This is a genomic window from Micromonospora sp. IBHARD003, assembly GCF_056106285.1.
Genome location: NZ_JBWBBX010000001.1, coordinates 5,880,186 through 5,895,833 on the forward strand (window position 1 = coordinate 5,880,186; position 15,648 = coordinate 5,895,833).

Sequence of the window (15,648 nt, forward strand, 5' to 3'; positions counted from 1 at the left end):
CGGTGGAACGTTCCACGGCATGCGAAAGGTGCGGCGAATCCCGCCGCACGGGGCGCTCCCGGCGGTCCTCCTGCGGGGAGCGCGCGAGGTGAAGCCGCTCTTGGCTCAGCCCGGCAGTGCGCTTGACCCGGCGAACGCCGAAGATCCGGTATGCGTCGCCGATGGCCTGAGAATGATCCGCATGAATCCCCCGTGAAGTGAGAGGCGCATCTGTGAGTCAGACAGAGGCGCCCGGGCCCGGTTGTCAGTTCGAGCTGATCAGGACCCTACGGTCAACGACTTTTCCCCGCAAAGGAGTTCATCGCCGTTGTGGTGCCGGTCACAGGTGGTGGACGGTGTGGCAGTCGTCACGCACCACCACACACCGGCAAGCCAGGCAGTCGCGCCCCGCACAATTGGGGGCGTGCTCCATGAACTGTTCACCCCCTCCGTTCAACACGCGCTCGACCTCGCCGGCATCTTCGTCTTCGCGATCTCCGGCGCCCTGCTCGCCGTACGCAAGAACTTCGACGTCTTCGGCATCGCCGTCCTCGCCGAGAGCACCGCGCTGGGTGGCGGGCTCTTCCGGGACCTGGTCATCGGGGCGGTACCGGCCGCCTTCACCGATCTCGGCTACTTCCTGATGCCGCTCGTCGCCGCCGCGCTCGTCTTCTTCCTGCACCCGGAGGTCGAGCGCATCCAGGGCTCGGTCAATGTCTTCGACGCCGCCGGTCTCGGGCTCTTCTGTGTCACGGGGACGACGAAGGCGTACGAGTACGGCCTTTCCCTCACCTCGTCCGCCGTGCTCGGCCTCGCCACCGCCGTCGGCGGTGGTGTGCTGCGTGACGTCCTCGCGAACGAGGTGCCTTCGCTGCTGCGCTGGGACCGGGACCTGTACGCCGTCCCCGCGATGGTCGGCGCCACGATGGTGGCGCTATGTATTCGTTTCGATGCGCTGAACGCCGCCACCAGCGGTCTCGCCGTGGTGACGGCGTTCGTCCTGCGGCTGCTCGCCATGCGCTACCACTGGCGGGCGCCCCGCGCATGGAACCGCAGGTCGGCGGCCACTGAGACGGAGGAGACGGGGGGCAAAGCTACCGCTTAGTAGTTTCCTGCTGTACGGTGCAGACATGGCACAGGTGGCACAGGCAACCATGGGGAACAGCGAGTTCGACCGCGACACCGCTGTCACCCTGCGAGACTCCCATGTCCCGGGCGTGTACAGCGCGGAGCTCTCCGCAGGCTGGACGATCATCCAGGCCGTCAACGGCGGCTATCTCCAGGCGATGCTCGGGCGGGCCCTCGGTGACGCCCTGCCCCACCCCGACCCGTTCACGTTCTCCGCGCATTACCTCAGCCCGTCCGAGCCCGGCCCCGCGGTGATCCGCACGGAGATCATCCGTACCGGACGGACCCTGTCCACGGGGCAGGCCTCCCTTTTCCAGTACGCGGAGGACGGCACCGAGGTCGAGCGCATCCGTGTCCTCGCCACCTACGGCGACCTGGACCGGCTGCCCGACGATGTGCGTACGACCGCGAAGCCGCCGGCCATCCCGCCGTACGAGCACTGCCTCGGCCCGGGCGACGGGCCCGCGTCCGAGGCCATTCCCGGCTCCTCCGCGATCACCGGGCGGCTGAACATCAAGCTCGACCCCGCCACCGTCGGCTGGGTCGTGGGGGCGCCCTCCGGCAAGGGTGAGATGCGCGGCTGGTTCGGGCTCGCCGACGGCCGCGACGCCGACCCGCTCTCGCTGCTGCTGACGGTCGACGCGCTGCCACCGACCGCCTTCGAGCTGGGCATCCAGGGCTGGACCCCGACCGTCGAGCTCACCACCCACATCCGGTGCCGCCCGGCCCCCGGTCCGCTGCGCGTCGCGATCACCACCCGCAATCTCGCCGGCGGCTTCCTCGAGGAGGACGCCGAGGTCTGGGACAGCGCCGACCGCCTGGTCGCCCAGTCCCGACAGCTGGCGAAGGCGCCGCTGACGGCGCATTAGGCATTCGGTCCGGGCCCGGCGGTGCTGTGATACCAGCACTGCCGGGCCCGGTCTGGCACCTGGCCGGGTGCGTGTCGTTCCCGTGGAGCGGCGGCGTCCTCGTGCGACGCTCGCCACTGCGCCGGCCGGGCCCCGCGTCACCGCCGGTATGCCGAAGCGGGAGGCCTGATGGATGTCAGCACGTTCTACGCGCTCTTCGCGGCCACCTGCTTCACGCTGGTCGGCCTCTGGTGGAACGTGGTGCAGGGGCACGCCGACTGGATGCGTCAGCCGCCGCTGCGCCGGATCGTCGGCGGCGTCTATCTCTCCTTTCTGCTTCCCGCGGCGATGGGGCTGTTCGCCCAGGTCGGAGGTCGGGGGACGCCCGGTGTCTGGCGGGCGAGCTTCGTCGTGCTCGCGCTGCTCGGCTGTGCGTCGACGCTGCGGCTCCTCGCGCGCGGCCGCCAGGACGCAAGGTCCGCTGTCCTCACCCCGGCCATGGGGGCGGCCGCGGTCTTCTATGTGCTGATCGCCGTGGTCGGCGCGGCGCCCGGGGTCGCCCGTGTCGTCGGTCTCTCGGGTCTCCAGGCCGAAGCCGTACTGCTGATCTTGCTGGTGCTGCTGGGGCACGGGCTGGTGTGGCGGTTCATGGCGGGCGTGGGGCGGCCCGCCGACGACGGGGACTGAGCCTGGGCGGACCCGCCCTGCCCGGCGAGGGTGAGGGCGAGCTGCCGTTCAGTCGCGGCGGGCCCCGAGGGTGTCGTCCTCCAGCCAGTAGCGGCGGCCGAGCGAGACGATCCGGAGGCGATTGCGCGCGATCCGGGCCACTTCCCGCTCGTCGGGCGCGCCGCGCTCCCCGGCGTGCTCCGTCTCGTGCACCGACAGGAACGCCGACGCGGTGAGCACCATGTGTTCGACGTAGAGCCCCGCCAGCATGTGCAGGTCCTCGTCCGTCCAGCCCCGGGAGGTCGGTTCCCTTGCGAACGCCCCGGCCACCTCGTCGGTGAACGCCTCGAGCTGGGCCGCGATGGCCGCGCGGACCGGTCCGACCCCACCGTGCCGCTCGCGCGCGACGAAGCGGAAGTGGGCGGGCTGGTCCCGGACGTGGCGTGCGATGAGGTCCACCGTGCGGGTGATCCGTACTTCCGCGTCCCCCGTCTCCTTGAGGAGTTCGGAGATCAGCCCGTGCAGGCTGCCCAGGGCCTCCTCCACCAGTGCGACGCCGAGCTCCGCGAGATCCGTGAAGTGCCGGTAGAACGCGGCGGGCGCCACTCCGACCGCCCTGGTCACCTCGCGCAGGCCGAGGCTGCTCAGGCTCTGGTGCTCCAGGAGCTGCAGGGCCGCGTCCAGCAGTGCCTGGCGGGTCTTCAGCTTCTGGGTCCGGCGGATGCCGACGGTGTGACTCATGCCATTCAGTAAACATGTGTTCTCTGGTGCTGGGAATACTAGACTGAGAAGTCGGTGAACAGTTGTACTCGATTTCGTTCAGTGAAAGGCTGATCATGATCGCCCTTGTTGCCGCGCTGCTCCTGCTGGGAGTCCTCCTGGGAGCCGTGGCACAGATCCCGCTTCCCGTGTCCGCAGCCGCCGCCGCCCTCATCGGCGTCTGGCTGCTCGTCTTCGCCGTACGCGAGCGCCACACGCGCCGCCGCACCCACTGAGCCCAGGGAGACGGACCATGGAACTCGCCCCTACCGCCCGACGGTTCACCGGCACCAGGCGTGACGCCGACGGTATGGCCGTCGCCTCGTTCGTGCTCGGCCTGCTCGGTCTGCTCGTGATGAACGTGATCCTCGGCCCCTCCGCGATCGTCCTCGCCGGACTCGCCCTGCTGCGCGGCACCGCCCGCCGCGGGCGCGCCCTGCTGGGCCTCGGTCTCGGCATCGCCGACCTGGTCGTCCTCGTCGTGCTCCTCGAAAGCAGCGGCACCGTCGTCTGGAACCTCGGCGGCTGACACGCGACGACGTCCGACCGGGTGCCGGGGCGCACCATCCGGCACCCGGCCGCGTGCCCGCGCCGCGGATGCACCCGCGGTGCGCCCCGGCACCCCCTGTCGTGCACCCGGCCGGGGCAGCCGGCCCTCCCGCGGCTCGTAGAATCGTGGGCACCATGGCTTACCTCGACCACGCCGCGACCACCCCGATGCTTCCGGAGGCGATCGAGGCGATGACCGCCCAGCTCGCCGTCACAGGAAACGCCTCGTCGTTGCACGCCGCGGGCCGTCAGGCCCGCCGTACCGTCGAGGAGGCCAGGGAGGCACTCGCCGACGCACTCGGGGCACGTCCCAGTGAAGTCGTCCTCACCTCCGGGGGCACCGAGGCCGACAATCTCGCCGTGAAGGGCCTGTACTGGGCGCGCCGGAACGCCGACCCCCGCCGTACCCGGGTCCTGTCCAGCCCCGTCGAACACCACGCCGTGCTCGACGCCGTACACTGGCTCGGCGAGCACGAGGGCGCCACCGTCGAGTACCTGCCCGTCGACCGCCAGGGCCGGGTGCACCCCGATGCGCTGCGCGAGGCGATCGAGCGCGAACCCGGCGATGTCGCCCTCGCCACCGTGATGTGGGCCAACAACGAGATCGGCACGGTCCTGCCGATCCGCGAACTCGCCGACACCGCGGCCGAGTTCGGCGTCCCCCTGCATTCCGACGCCGTTCAGGCCTTCGGGCAGCTCGACGTGGACTTCGGGGCCTCGGGCCTTGCCGCGATGACCGTGAGCTCCCACAAGATCGGCGGCCCTTACGGCATCGGCGCGCTCCTGCTCGGCCGGGAGTACACCCCCGTACCCGTCCTGCACGGCGGTGGCCAGGAGCGCCATGTGCGCTCGGGCACCCTCGACGTGCCGGCCGTGGCCGCCTTCGCCGTGGCAGGCCGGCTGGCCGCAGAGCGCCGTGCCGGCTTCGCCCGGGAGATCGGCACCCTGCGGGACCGGCTCATCGAGGCCGTGCGTACGGCCGTACCGGACGCCATCCTCGGCGGCGACCCCGAGAACCGCCTGCCGGCCAACGCCCACTTCACCTTCCCCGGCTGTGAGGGCGACTCCCTGCTGCTGTTGCTCGACGCCCAGGGCATCGAGTGCTCCACCGGCTCCGCCTGCACGGCAGGCATCGCCCAGCCCAGCCACGTCCTGCTCGCGACCGGCACGGACCCGGACCTGGCCCGCGGCACGCTCCGCTTCAGCCTCGGCCACACCTCCACCCAGCACGATGTGGAGGCCGTCGCGAAGGCCATCGGCCCGGTGGTCGAACGGGCGCGTTCGGCCGGACTCAGCTAGTGCTGTGACCGGATAGGTTCACCGGCTCGAGGCGCCCTGCACGGCGCCTCGCTGCGTTGTCGAGTCACCCGAGTACATCCAGTACAAGGGCGACCCTCCGCCTGGCGATCCACCGCACCGGACGCCGCGAGCTTCCCGGCAAACCTATCCGGCCACAGCACTAGACCTGGAAGCGGCCGGGGCGGGGGCCGGCGAACCGCTGGGCGCCGCCACCGAGCGTACGAGCCGCAGATAGCGGTCCCAGTTCCAGTGCGGACCGGGGTCCGTGTGGTCCGTGCCGGGCACCTCCGCATGGCCGATGATGTGCTTGCGGTCCACGGGGATCCCGTACCGCCGGCAGATCCTGGCCGTCAGCCGCGCCGACGCCTCGTACATCTCGTCCGTGAAGTCCTGCGGCCGGTCGACGAACCCCTCGTGCTCGATACCGATGCTCCGCTCGTTCATACCGCGGTTCCCGGCGTGGAACGCGACATCGAGCTCGCGGATCATCTGGGCTATCCGCCCCTCCTTGCCCACCACATAGTGCGCGGCCGCGCGGTGCCCGGGGTCCTGGAAGACCTTCAGTGCGCTCGCGTAGCTGCCCTGGACGACATGGATCACGACCCGGTCGATCGTGTAGTCGGAGGGTCGGTCCGCCTGCCGCCAGTTCGCCCGGGCCGCCGCCGTCCACAGCGCCCCCGGGTGGTCCAGCTCGCCCTCCACCCGGTCCTTCTCGACGCCGGGCATCCGCCACCAGTAGTGGCCGAGGCCGTCACGGGCAGCCACACCCGCGACCCCCGCGCCGACGACCACGGCCCCGCCGCCGATCAGCATCGCCCTGCGGCTGATACCGCGCCGCGCGTCCCCACCGCTCATGCCGCCCCACCCTGTGCCCCCGCTTCGAGTCTCTGTCAACCACACGAACGTTCGCATACGAGTCGGAGGTTCCCGCGGGCCCCGTACCCTGGTAGGGCTATGACTCAGATCCCTGCTCGCCCGCTCCGTGTCCTCGCCGCCATGTCCGGCGGTGTGGACTCCGCCGTCGCCGCCGCCCGCGCCACCGAAGCCGGGCACGACGTCACCGGTGTGCACCTCGCGCTCTCCGCGAATCCGCAGTCCTTCCGCACCGGCGCGCGCGGCTGCTGCACCATCGAGGACTCGCGCGACGCCCGCCGTGCCGCCGACGTCATCGGCATCCCCTTCTATGTGTGGGACCTCGCCGAGCGCTTCCGCGAGGACGTCGTCGAGGACTTCATCGCGGAGTACGAGGCGGGCCGCACCCCCAACCCGTGCCTGCGCTGCAACGAGAAGATCAAGTTCGCCGCGCTGCTGGACAAGGCGCTGGCGCTCGGGTTCGACGCCGTGTGCACGGGCCACTACGCCACGGTGATCGTCCAGGAGGACGGCACCCGTGAGCTGCACAGGGCGAGCGACATGGCCAAGGACCAGTCCTATGTGCTCGGCGTGCTCGACGAGAAGCAGCTCGCGCACGCGATGTTCCCGCTCGGTGACACCCTGACCACCAAGGACGAGATCCGCGCGGAGGCCGAGCGGCGCGGCCTCGCGGTGGCGAAGAAGCCCGACAGCCACGACATCTGCTTCATCGCCGACGGGGACACCCAGGGCTTCCTCGCCTCCCGCCTCGGCACGGCGGAGGGCGACATCGTCGACGAGTCCGGTACGAGGCTGGGCACGCACGAGGGCGCCTACGGCTTCACCATCGGTCAGCGCAAGGGCCTGCGCATCGGCCACCCGGCGCCCGACGGCAAGCCGCGGTACGTCCTGGACATCTCGCCCGTCGACAACACGGTCACCGTGGGCCCGGCAGCGGCGCTCGACGTCAGCGCCCTGACGGCGATCAAGCCCCGCTGGTGCGGCACCGCACCGGAGGGCCCGGGTGTCTACACGGCCCAGCTGCGCGCCCACGGAGGTGAGACGGAGGTCTCGGCCGAGCTCGTCGACGACCAGCTGCGTGTCACCTTCACCGAGCCGGTGCGCGGGGTGGCTCCCGGCCAGGCGATCGTGCTGTACGACGGCACCCGCGTGGTCGGTTCGGCGACGATCGCGACGACGGTGCGGCGGGCGGGCGCGGTGGTCTGATCCGGCCACCCGACCGGTCACAGCACCATGCGGTGAAACGCCTTCCGGCACCTGCTCCGCCGCCATGCGCGTCGGCGGCGGTCGGCGGGACGGACCGCGGCGGGGCCGAACTCATCCCCGCCGGACGGTGTTTGCGGGAGCCGGTGCGGGCGGCTTCGGCCCGAATGCCCGGGACCGGCAGCTGCGGGCGCCCCGTACCGTGGACCGCATGAACATCTGTGTCTTCCTCTCCGCCGCCGACCTCGACGAGCGCTACACCGGACCCGCACGCGAATTTGCCGAGCTGCTCGGCAAGGGTGGCCACACGCTGGTCTGGGGCGGCTCGGACGTCGGTCTGATGAAGGTCGTCGCGGACGGGGTGCACGAGGCCGGCGGCCGTCTGGTCGGGGTCTCGGTGGAGTTTCTGCAGGACAAGGCCAGGCCCGTCGCCGACGAGATGGTGGTCGCCCGCGATCTCGCCGAGCGGAAGGCGCTGATGCTGGCCAAGTCGGACGCAGTTGTGATCATGGTCGGCGGTACGGGCACGCTGGACGAGGCCACCGAGATCCTGGAGCTGAAGAAGCACGGGCACCAGACCAAGCCGGTGGTGCTGCTCAACACCGCGGGGTTCTACGACGGACTGAAGCAGCAGTTCCTGCGGATGGAGGCCGAGGGCTTCCTGCCCGTTCCCCTCACCGATCTGGTGTTCTTCGCCGAGGAAGCCGTCGGCGCGCTCGCCTACCTCGAGGAGTCCACGGGCGTGCGGTGATGCGAGCATTGCCTGCATGACTACCCATCTGATCACCGGAGCGGGCTCCGGCATCGGCGCCGCCGTCGCGCGCCGGCTGCACGAGCGCGGCGACGAGATCGTGCTGCTGGCACGCGACGCGGGGCGCGCCAAGGAGCTCGCACAGGCATACCCGGGCGCCCGCACCCTCGTCGGCGACCTCGCCGCGCCCGACCGGCTCTCCTGGGCGTTCTCCCACCAGACCATGCCCGAGCGCCTCGACTCACTGCTGCACATCGCGGGCGTCGTCGACCTGGGCCCGATCGGTGAGCTCTCGACGAAGACCTGGCACGCCCAGCTCGATGTGAACCTGGTCGGGCCCGCCGAGCTGACCCGGCTGATGCTGCCCCAGCTGCGGGCCGCCCAGGGCACCGTGATCTTCGTGAACTCGGGCGCGGGGCTCAACGCCCATGCCGCATGGGGTGCGTACGCCGCCTCCAAGCACGGTCTCAAGGCGCTCGCCGACTCGCTGCGCCATGAGGAGAAGCCCCATGGCGTCCGGGTCAGCTCCGTCTACCCGGGGCGCACCGCCAGCCCCATGCAGGCCAAGGTGCACCAGCAGGAGGGCAAGGAGTACGACCCGGACCAGTGGATCAGCCCCGAGTCGGTCGCCACGACGATCCTCACCGCCCTCGATCTGCCGCGCGACGCGGAGGTCAACGATCTGACGGTGCGGCCGGGGCGATGAGCCACGAGACCGAGGGAGCCTTCGTCTGGGGCAGAGCCACGGGAGTCGGCTCCATGCCGGGAGGCGACGCCCGCGAGGCCGCCAAGACCGTCACCGGTTCGTTCGAGGACTTCCCGTATCTGCCCGAACTGCCCACCCGTGGCCCCGGCGCGGACATGATCGGGCGGACGATCGGCCTGCTGGTGGAGATGTACGGGCATGTCGAGCCCAGCGGCTGGCGGGTCAGCGACCGGCCCGGCCGCGACACCCGGCGGGCCAGGTCCTGGCTCGGCGAGGACTTGGACGCGCTGGAGGAGTTCACCCAGGGCTACGAGGGCCCGCTGAAGGTCCAGGCCGTCGGGCCGTGGACGCTTGCGGCCGCCCTGGAGCTCAGGAACGGCGAGGCGGCGCTGGCCGATCCGGGCGCCTGCCGTGATCTCACCGCCTCGCTCGCGGAAGGGCTGCGGGCGCACCTCGCGGAGGTGCGGCGGCGTGTTCCGGGGGCGCGGGTGCTGCTTCAGCTGGACGAGCCGTCGCTGACCGCCGTGCTGCGTGGCCACATCAAGACCGCCAGCGGCTACCGGACGCACCGGGCGGTGGACCGGCAGATCGTGGAGAGCGCGCTGCGCGAGGTGCGAGCCGTCACGGACGGGCCGGTGGTGGTGCACTCCTGCGCCCCGGACGTGCCGTTCGCGCTGCTGCGCCGGGCCGGGGCCACGGGTGTCTCGTTCGATTTCAGCCTGCTCACCGAGCGTGATGACGAGGTGATCGGCGAGGCGGTCGAAGGCGGGACGAAGCTCCTCGCCGGGGTGGTCGCGTCCACGGACGGTCCGTTGTCAGACCCTGCCGGTAGCGTCATGGGTGTCAGGACGCTGTGGCGCAGGCTGGGGCTGAGTCCGGGGACCCTTGAGGGGTCTGTGGTAATCACTCCTTCGTGCGGGCTGGCGGGCGCTTCGCCCGCCTACGCGCGTGCGGCTCTCGCGCACTGTGTCAGGGCGGCGAGATCGCTCGCGGACAACCCTGAGTAATGGACTCGGGGCTGAGGTAACGGGAGGACATCACGGTGGCTGTCGAACAGCAGGGGACGGTGCCCGCCGAGGCACGGGAGAACCACGCCCAGCTGGCCGAGCAGGTCGAGGAGCACCGCTTCCGGTACTACGTGAAGGACCAGCCGGTCATCAGCGACACCGAGTTCGACAAGCTGATGCGGACGCTGGAGGCGCTGGAGGAGGAGTATCCGGAGCTGCGCACTCCGGACTCGCCGACCCAGAAGGTCGCGGGAGCGTACGCGACGGAGTTCACGGCCGTCGAGCACCGCGAGCGCATGCTCTCGCTGGACAACGCCTTCGACGACGCGGAGCTGGCGGCGTGGGCGGACCGGATCGCCAAGGAGCTCGGGACGTCCGCGTACCACTTCCTGTGCGAGCTGAAGGTGGACGGCCTCGCGGTCAACCTGACGTACGAGAAGGGCCGGCTGACGCGGGCGGCGACCCGCGGTGACGGCCGCACCGGCGAGGACATCACGCCGAACGTGCGGACGATCGGGGACATCCCGGAGCGGCTGAAGGGCGATCGCATCCCGGATCTGGTCGAGATCCGCGGTGAGGTCTACTTCCCGATGGAGGCCTTCGAAGAGCTCAACGCCCGGCGTGTGGCAGCGGGCGAGCAGCCGTACGCCAACCCCCGCAACTCCGCGTCGGGTTCGCTGCGCCAGAAGGACCCCAAGGTGACCGCGACGCTCCCGCTGCACATGGTGGTGCACGGCATCGGCGCGCGCGACGGTCTCGAGATCACGCGTCTGTCGCAGGCGTACGAGCTGCTGCACGAGTGGGGTCTGCCGACGGCCCGGCACAACAAGGTGGTCGGCTCCCTGGACGAGGTCCGCGAGTTCATCACGTACTACGGCGACCACCGCCATTCCGTCGAGCACGAGATCGATGGAGTGGTCGTCAAGCTCGACGAGATCCCGCTGCAGGGGCGTTTCGGCTCGACGTCGCGGGCCCCGCGCTGGGCCATCGCGTGGAAGTACGCGCCGGAGGAGGTCAACACCAAGCTGGTCAACATCCGCGTGGGTGTGGGCCGCACGGGCCGGGTCACTCCGTACGCGCAGGTGGAGCCGGTCAAGGTCGCCGGTTCCGAGGTCGAGTTCGCCACGCTCCACAACCAGGAGGTGGTGAAGGCCAAGGGCGTGCTCATCGGCGACACCGTCGTGCTGCGCAAGGCGGGTGATGTCATCCCCGAGATCCTCGGGCCGGTGGTGGACCTGCGGGACGGCAGCGAGCGCGAGTTCGTGATGCCCGCCGAATGCCCGGAGTGCGGCACGGCACTGCGGCCCATGAAGGAGGGCGACATCGACCTCCGCTGCCCCAACAGCCGTACCTGTCCGGCCCAGTTGCGTGAGCGGCTGTTCTATCTCGGCGGGCGCAAGTGCCTCGATATCGAGGCGTTCGGCTATGTCGCGGCGGCGGCGCTTACCAAGCCCCTGGAGCCGTCCGACCCACCCCTGGTCGACGAGGGTGAGCTGTTCGACCTGACGGTCGAGCAGCTGCTGCCGATCAAGGCCTATGTCCTGGACCAGGACAGCGGGCTGCCCAAGAGGGACCCGAAGACCGGCGAGGAGAAGATCGTCACCGTCTTCGCCAACCAGCAGGGCGAGCCGAAGAAGAACACACTGGCGATGCTGGAGAACATCGCGGCGGCCAAGGAGCGCCCGCTGGCCCGCATCATCACGGGGCTGTCCATCCGCCATGTGGGCCCTGTCGCCGCCGAGGCACTCGCCCGTGAGTTCCGCTCCCTCGATCGCATCGAACAGGCCACCGAGGAGGAGCTGGCAGCCGTCGAGGGTGTGGGGCCGACCATCGCCGCCTCGCTCAAGCAGTGGTTCGAGGAGGACTGGCACCGCGAGATCCTGCGCAAGTGGCGGGCCGCGGGTGTCCGGATGGAGGAGGAGGGAGCGGGTGAGGACCAGGGTCCGCGACCGCTCGAGGGCCTCACGGTCGTCGTCACGGGCACGTTGCAGAGCCACACCAGGGACGGCGCGAAGGAAGCCCTCCAGGCCCTCGGGGCCAAGGTGACGGGCTCGGTCTCCAAGAAGACCTCGTTCGTCGTCGTCGGCGACAACCCCGGTTCCAAGTACGACAAGGCCATGCAGCTGAAGGTACCGGTGCTCGACGAGGAGGGCTTCGCCGTTCTGCTCGAACAGGGGCCGGACGCGGCCCGTGAAGCCGCGGTACCCGTCGAGGAGTAGGACATGTGATCGAGCGTTAAGCCTGATGTGGGTCACTCGTTCGGCGCATATCAGACGGATAAGGGTGGCTGGGCCGCATTCGGGCAAGAGCTGTAGAGCGCTGCCCGTCAGAGCCTTCCGCAGCCTACTGTTGAGATGTGCGCCCGTCGTGCACGGCTGCGTGAAGAGGCTCCCGCCGTGATGGCATGACAGGGGAGCCATCGCGTGGCATCGGCACCGCCGGCTGTGAGAGGGACGGGAATGGAACCGACCGAGAGCGCCGCCCCGGTCTCACGGCCGCGGGGATTCGCGGGGTTTGGGGGCATCGCCGCGAGGATGCCCGTCGTGGTCGTGGGGCTCGCCGCCGTTGTGCTGGGCGCGGGAATCGCCGTAGCCGTCCGGGACGGTCATGCGCTGTTTCCCGGCGGGATCGAAGGCTGGTCCCTCGCCGTGCTCACCGGAATCATCGTCAGCCATTTGGCCGCACTGGGACGTGACCGCTGGTGGGGCGGCACGGGCTCGGGCGCCACCCTCATCCTCGCCGTGCTGCTGCTCTACGGCTGGGTGCCTGCGGGCCTGGTCAGCCTGGCCGTCGTGCTGCTGGGCGGCTCGACCCGCCGGCACCGCCGGCGACCGGGGGTGCTGCACGGTGCGGCGGACATCCTGGGCGTCGGGGCGGCGGCCCTGGTGCTGGCCGCGTTCGGGGACGTGCCCACCGTCGATCAGCCCTGGGCCCCGCTGGAGTGGGGGCCGTCGGCCGTGCCCGAAGTGGTGCTTGCCGCGGCGGCCTATCTCGCCGTCACCCGGACGATGCTGTGGTACACGCTGGCACCGCAGTGCGGCGGGTTGCCCAGCGTCGCCCGCACCGCCCTGCTGCGCCAAGGTCTCGTCGCGGTGGCCCTGCTGGGTATCGCCCCGCTGATCTGTGTGGTGGCGACCGCAATGCCGGTCCTGCTGCCGCTGTTCGCCGTGCCGCTGATCGCCCTCGACTCCACTCTGTGGATCGCCCGGGCCCGCGCCGAGGAGCAACTGCGCGACCCGCTCACGGGCCTGCCCAACCGGCAGTGGCTGCTGGAGCGCACCTGGGCGGCGCTCGAGGAGGCCGAAGGCGTCGGCGCCCGCTCGGCGCTCGTACTCATCGATCTCGACCGGTTCCGTTCGGTCAACGACACCCTGGGCCATCTGGCCGGTGACCGGCTGCTTCTCCAGATAGCCGAACGGCTGCGGGTCGCGCTGCCGCGCGGCGCGGAGGCGGCGCGGCTCGGCGGCGACGAGTTCGCCGTACTGCTGCCCACCGCGGACTCCACCACCAGCGCCCAGCGCATCGCCCGCCAGCTGGTGGGCCGGCTCTCCTCGCCGCTCGACCTCGACGGGCTCACCCTCGTGCTGGAGGCGAGCGCGGGACTCGCCGTCTTCCCCGACCACGCGCTGGACGCCGAAGGGCTGCTCATGCGTGCGGATGTGGCGATGTACCAGGCGAAGCGCGACCGCACGGGCGTCGAGGTGTACGAATCCAAAAGGGATTCGAACACACCGGACCGGCTCGGTCTGCTCGGCGATCTGCGCCGGGCACTGGACGCGGGCGAGGTCGAGCTGCACTACCAGCCCAAGGTGGGTTTCGACGGGCAGGTGGTGGGGCTCGAGGCACTGGTGCGCTGGGTCCATCCGGACCGCGGCCGGGTCCCTCCCGACGAGTTCATCGCCATCGCCGAGTCCTCCGGGCTGATGCCCCATCTGACGGAGTACGTCCTGGAGACCGCGCTGTGCCAGGTCGCCCGGTGGCGCGCCCAGGGGCTCGACGTCCCCGTCGCCGTCAATGTGTCGCCGCGCGACGTCCACACCCCCGGATTCGCGGGGGCCGTCGCCGCCCGGCTCGCCCGGCACGGAGTTCCGGCGGGAGCACTCCAGCTGGAGATCACCGAGCACGTCCTGCTGGAGGACCCGGAGCGCGCGGCCGACACCCTGGCCGGGCTCGCGGGCCACGGGGTGAAGATGTCGCTCGACGACTTCGGCACCGGATACTCCTCACTGGTCCATCTGCGCCGTCTCCCGGTGAGCGAGCTGAAGATCGACCGTTCCTTCGTGGCCCGCCTCGCGATCGACGCGCAGGACGCGGAGATCGTCCGCTGCACCGTCGATCTCGCCCACTCACTCGGCCTGCTCGTGGTGGCGGAGGGCGTCGAGGACGACGAGACCTGGGAACGGCTGCGGGATCTGGGCTGCGACGCGGTCCAGGGCTGGCTCGTCGCCGCGGCGATGCCCCCGCAGGAGACCACGGCCTGGCTGCGCGCCCGCGGTGAGCACGGCTGGCGCCGACCGGTGGGCGAACTGCCCGCCGCGGCACCGGCGGAGGCGGACAGCCCGTCGGGTCATGCCGTGAACTAACCTCGCGCTTTCACGAGCGGGCTTGTGCGGGTCTTCATTAGATAGGCGGAGAGTGCTGCTGACCTGCAACGATGGGACTTGTCTAGGGTCCTGTTGGCTGCACAGAAAGAGGCACTCTCCAGGTGAGCAAGCGTATCGGGCTGTACCCGCGTGTCCGTGCCGAGAGCGGCGGCCGCGGGGTGGCCTCGCAGGCCGGGTCGGTGCTGCTGGTCGACACGATTCGCAAGTCCGGCCCGGACACCGCGATATCGGCAGCGCTGGCGCCGTGGCGCAAGCCGCGGGCAGTGCACGACCCGGGCAAGGTCCTGCTGGATGTCGCGCTCGCGACGGCTCTGGGCGGCGACGGCCTCGCCGATGCCGCCATGCTGCGAGCCGAGCCGGACGTGTTTGGCCCGGTGGCATCAGACCCCACGGTCTCCCGGCTCATCGGCGTCCTCGCCGCAGCCGGGCCGAAGGCGCTCACCGCGATCCGCACGGCGCGAGCCGAAGTACGCACGCGGGTCTGGGAACTGGCCGGTGAAGACAGTCCGGCCGCCGACGGCAGCGTGACCGTGGATATTGACGGGGTGCTGGTCCTCGCGCACTCCGAGAAGCAGGACGCCATCGCGACCCGGAGGAAAACTTTCGGCCATTACCCGCTCGTCGCGTTCGTCGACCACGGCCTGGCCGGGTCCGGGGAGCCGGTGGCCGCCCTGTTGCGGCCGGGCAACGCGGGCTCCGCCTTCGACTGTTCTCCGCCGCCGCCCAGCTCGTGAACACCGGACGCCGCCACTGGCTCCGCTTCACCGCCCGATGGCCCTGGACCGACATCATCACCCACGCGACCGCCAGGCTCCGCAGCCTCCCGAACCCCGTCTGAGCAGCCACTTCGACCATCCCGACAACCCGCATCACCAGACCGGCGAAGTGGAACCCGGCGCGAAAGCCGGGCCCTCAACCTGCCCCAGCCCGAAAAGACCCTCACCACAAAGACGCAGAGTCCCCGTCAGCACACCGACGGGGACTCATGAACGAGGCTAAGGGCTGTCCCTCCATCAACTCCCGCAGCTGTCCACCGACTCGCCCTTCCCGGGCGGCGGTCGGCACACAACTCACCCAAGGTTTCGGCCTCTTGCTCGGTTTGGTGCCGTTGGCCTGTCCCTTCTCCTGTTGCCGGGGCTACTCAGGAGTTATCACAGCGCGGCCGTTTCCGCGCCGTGGCCACCATGCATACGGCTCATGCCGCTGCCGCCCCTGTGTCCGGCCGGGGGAGAAGCGTTGCTCTTCGGGCTCTGATGCCGGCCAATCCGCTGTTCAC

General features: G+C 70.7%; 14 protein-coding genes and 1 pseudogene. 13 read left to right on the plus strand and 2 right to left on the minus strand.

The features are described 5' to 3' along the window. The first annotated feature begins 403 nt into the window (after positions 1-403). From ACTWOL_RS26185 to ACTWOL_RS26195, 3 genes are all read left to right on the plus strand, one after another. Positions 404-1,084, plus strand: coding sequence for a trimeric intracellular cation channel family protein (locus tag ACTWOL_RS26185; RefSeq protein WP_474299241.1), 681 nt, complete (start codon positions 404-406; stop codon positions 1,082-1,084). A gap of 25 nt (positions 1,085-1,109) precedes the next feature. Further along, on the plus strand, positions 1,110-1,976 hold the full coding sequence (locus tag ACTWOL_RS26190) for a thioesterase family protein (protein WP_474299242.1): 867 nt from the start codon (positions 1,110-1,112) through the stop codon (positions 1,974-1,976). A 168-nt stretch (positions 1,977-2,144) separates the two neighbouring features. After that, positions 2,145-2,642, plus strand: coding sequence for a hypothetical protein (locus tag ACTWOL_RS26195; protein WP_474299243.1), 498 nt, complete (start codon positions 2,145-2,147; stop codon positions 2,640-2,642). Positions 2,643-2,690: 48 nt separating this feature from the next. Here ACTWOL_RS26195 and ACTWOL_RS26200 read toward each other — a convergent pair whose 3' ends face one another. After that, positions 2,691-3,362, minus strand: a complete 672-nt coding sequence (locus ACTWOL_RS26200; protein ID WP_474299244.1) for a TetR family transcriptional regulator — start codon at positions 3,360-3,362, stop codon at positions 2,691-2,693. Positions 3,363-3,457: 95 nt separating this feature from the next. Between ACTWOL_RS26200 and ACTWOL_RS26205 the strand changes: the two genes are divergently transcribed. From ACTWOL_RS26205 to ACTWOL_RS26215, 3 genes are all read left to right on the plus strand, one after another. Continuing rightward, positions 3,458-3,616 carry a hypothetical protein gene (locus ACTWOL_RS26205; RefSeq protein WP_474299245.1) on the plus strand — a complete coding sequence of 53 codons (159 nt, stop codon included), beginning with the start codon at positions 3,458-3,460 and terminating at the stop codon, positions 3,614-3,616. Between the two features lie 17 nt (positions 3,617-3,633). After that, positions 3,634-3,909 carry a hypothetical protein gene (locus ACTWOL_RS26210; RefSeq protein ID WP_474299246.1) on the plus strand — a complete coding sequence of 92 codons (276 nt, stop codon included), beginning with the start codon at positions 3,634-3,636 and terminating at the stop codon, positions 3,907-3,909. A 155-nt stretch (positions 3,910-4,064) separates the two neighbouring features. Next, positions 4,065-5,228, plus strand: a complete 1,164-nt coding sequence (locus ACTWOL_RS26215; protein ID WP_474299247.1) for a cysteine desulfurase family protein — start codon at positions 4,065-4,067, stop codon at positions 5,226-5,228. 144 nt (positions 5,229-5,372) lie between these two features. Here the strand turns inward: ACTWOL_RS26215 and ACTWOL_RS26220 are convergent, their stop codons facing one another. Next, a complete protein-coding gene (locus ACTWOL_RS26220; RefSeq protein ID WP_474299248.1) occupies positions 5,373-6,083 on the minus strand; it encodes an N-acetylmuramoyl-L-alanine amidase in 711 nt (236 codons plus the stop codon). A gap of 99 nt (positions 6,084-6,182) precedes the next feature. Between ACTWOL_RS26220 and mnmA the strand changes: the two genes are divergently transcribed. The 7 genes and pseudogenes from mnmA to ACTWOL_RS26255 all read left to right on the plus strand — a co-directional run. Further along, entirely contained in the window at positions 6,183-7,307 is a 1,125-nt protein-coding gene (gene mnmA / locus ACTWOL_RS26225; RefSeq protein WP_474299249.1) for a tRNA 2-thiouridine(34) synthase MnmA, read from the plus strand. A gap of 208 nt (positions 7,308-7,515) precedes the next feature. Continuing rightward, entirely contained in the window at positions 7,516-8,055 is a 540-nt protein-coding gene (locus tag ACTWOL_RS26230) for an LOG family protein (RefSeq protein ID WP_474299250.1), read from the plus strand. 16 nt (positions 8,056-8,071) lie between these two features. Beyond that, positions 8,072-8,761, plus strand: a complete 690-nt coding sequence (locus ACTWOL_RS26235; RefSeq protein WP_474299251.1) for an SDR family oxidoreductase — start codon at positions 8,072-8,074, stop codon at positions 8,759-8,761. Then, positions 8,758-9,768, plus strand: coding sequence for a methionine synthase (locus ACTWOL_RS26240; protein WP_474299252.1), 1,011 nt, complete (start codon positions 8,758-8,760; stop codon positions 9,766-9,768). The genes ACTWOL_RS26235 and ACTWOL_RS26240 overlap by 4 nt, the downstream gene beginning before the upstream one ends. 35 nt (positions 9,769-9,803) lie before the next feature. Continuing rightward, entirely contained in the window at positions 9,804-11,987 is a 2,184-nt protein-coding gene (gene ligA / locus ACTWOL_RS26245) for an NAD-dependent DNA ligase LigA (protein ID WP_474299253.1), read from the plus strand. Between the two features lie 240 nt (positions 11,988-12,227). Next, a complete protein-coding gene (locus ACTWOL_RS26250) occupies positions 12,228-14,351 on the plus strand; it encodes a putative bifunctional diguanylate cyclase/phosphodiesterase (protein ID WP_474299254.1) in 2,124 nt (707 codons plus the stop codon). A 122-nt stretch (positions 14,352-14,473) separates the two neighbouring features. Further along, positions 14,474-15,070 (plus strand): annotated as a pseudogene (locus ACTWOL_RS26255) (transposase); the annotation flags it as partial. Positions 15,071-15,648: the final 578 nt, after the last annotated feature.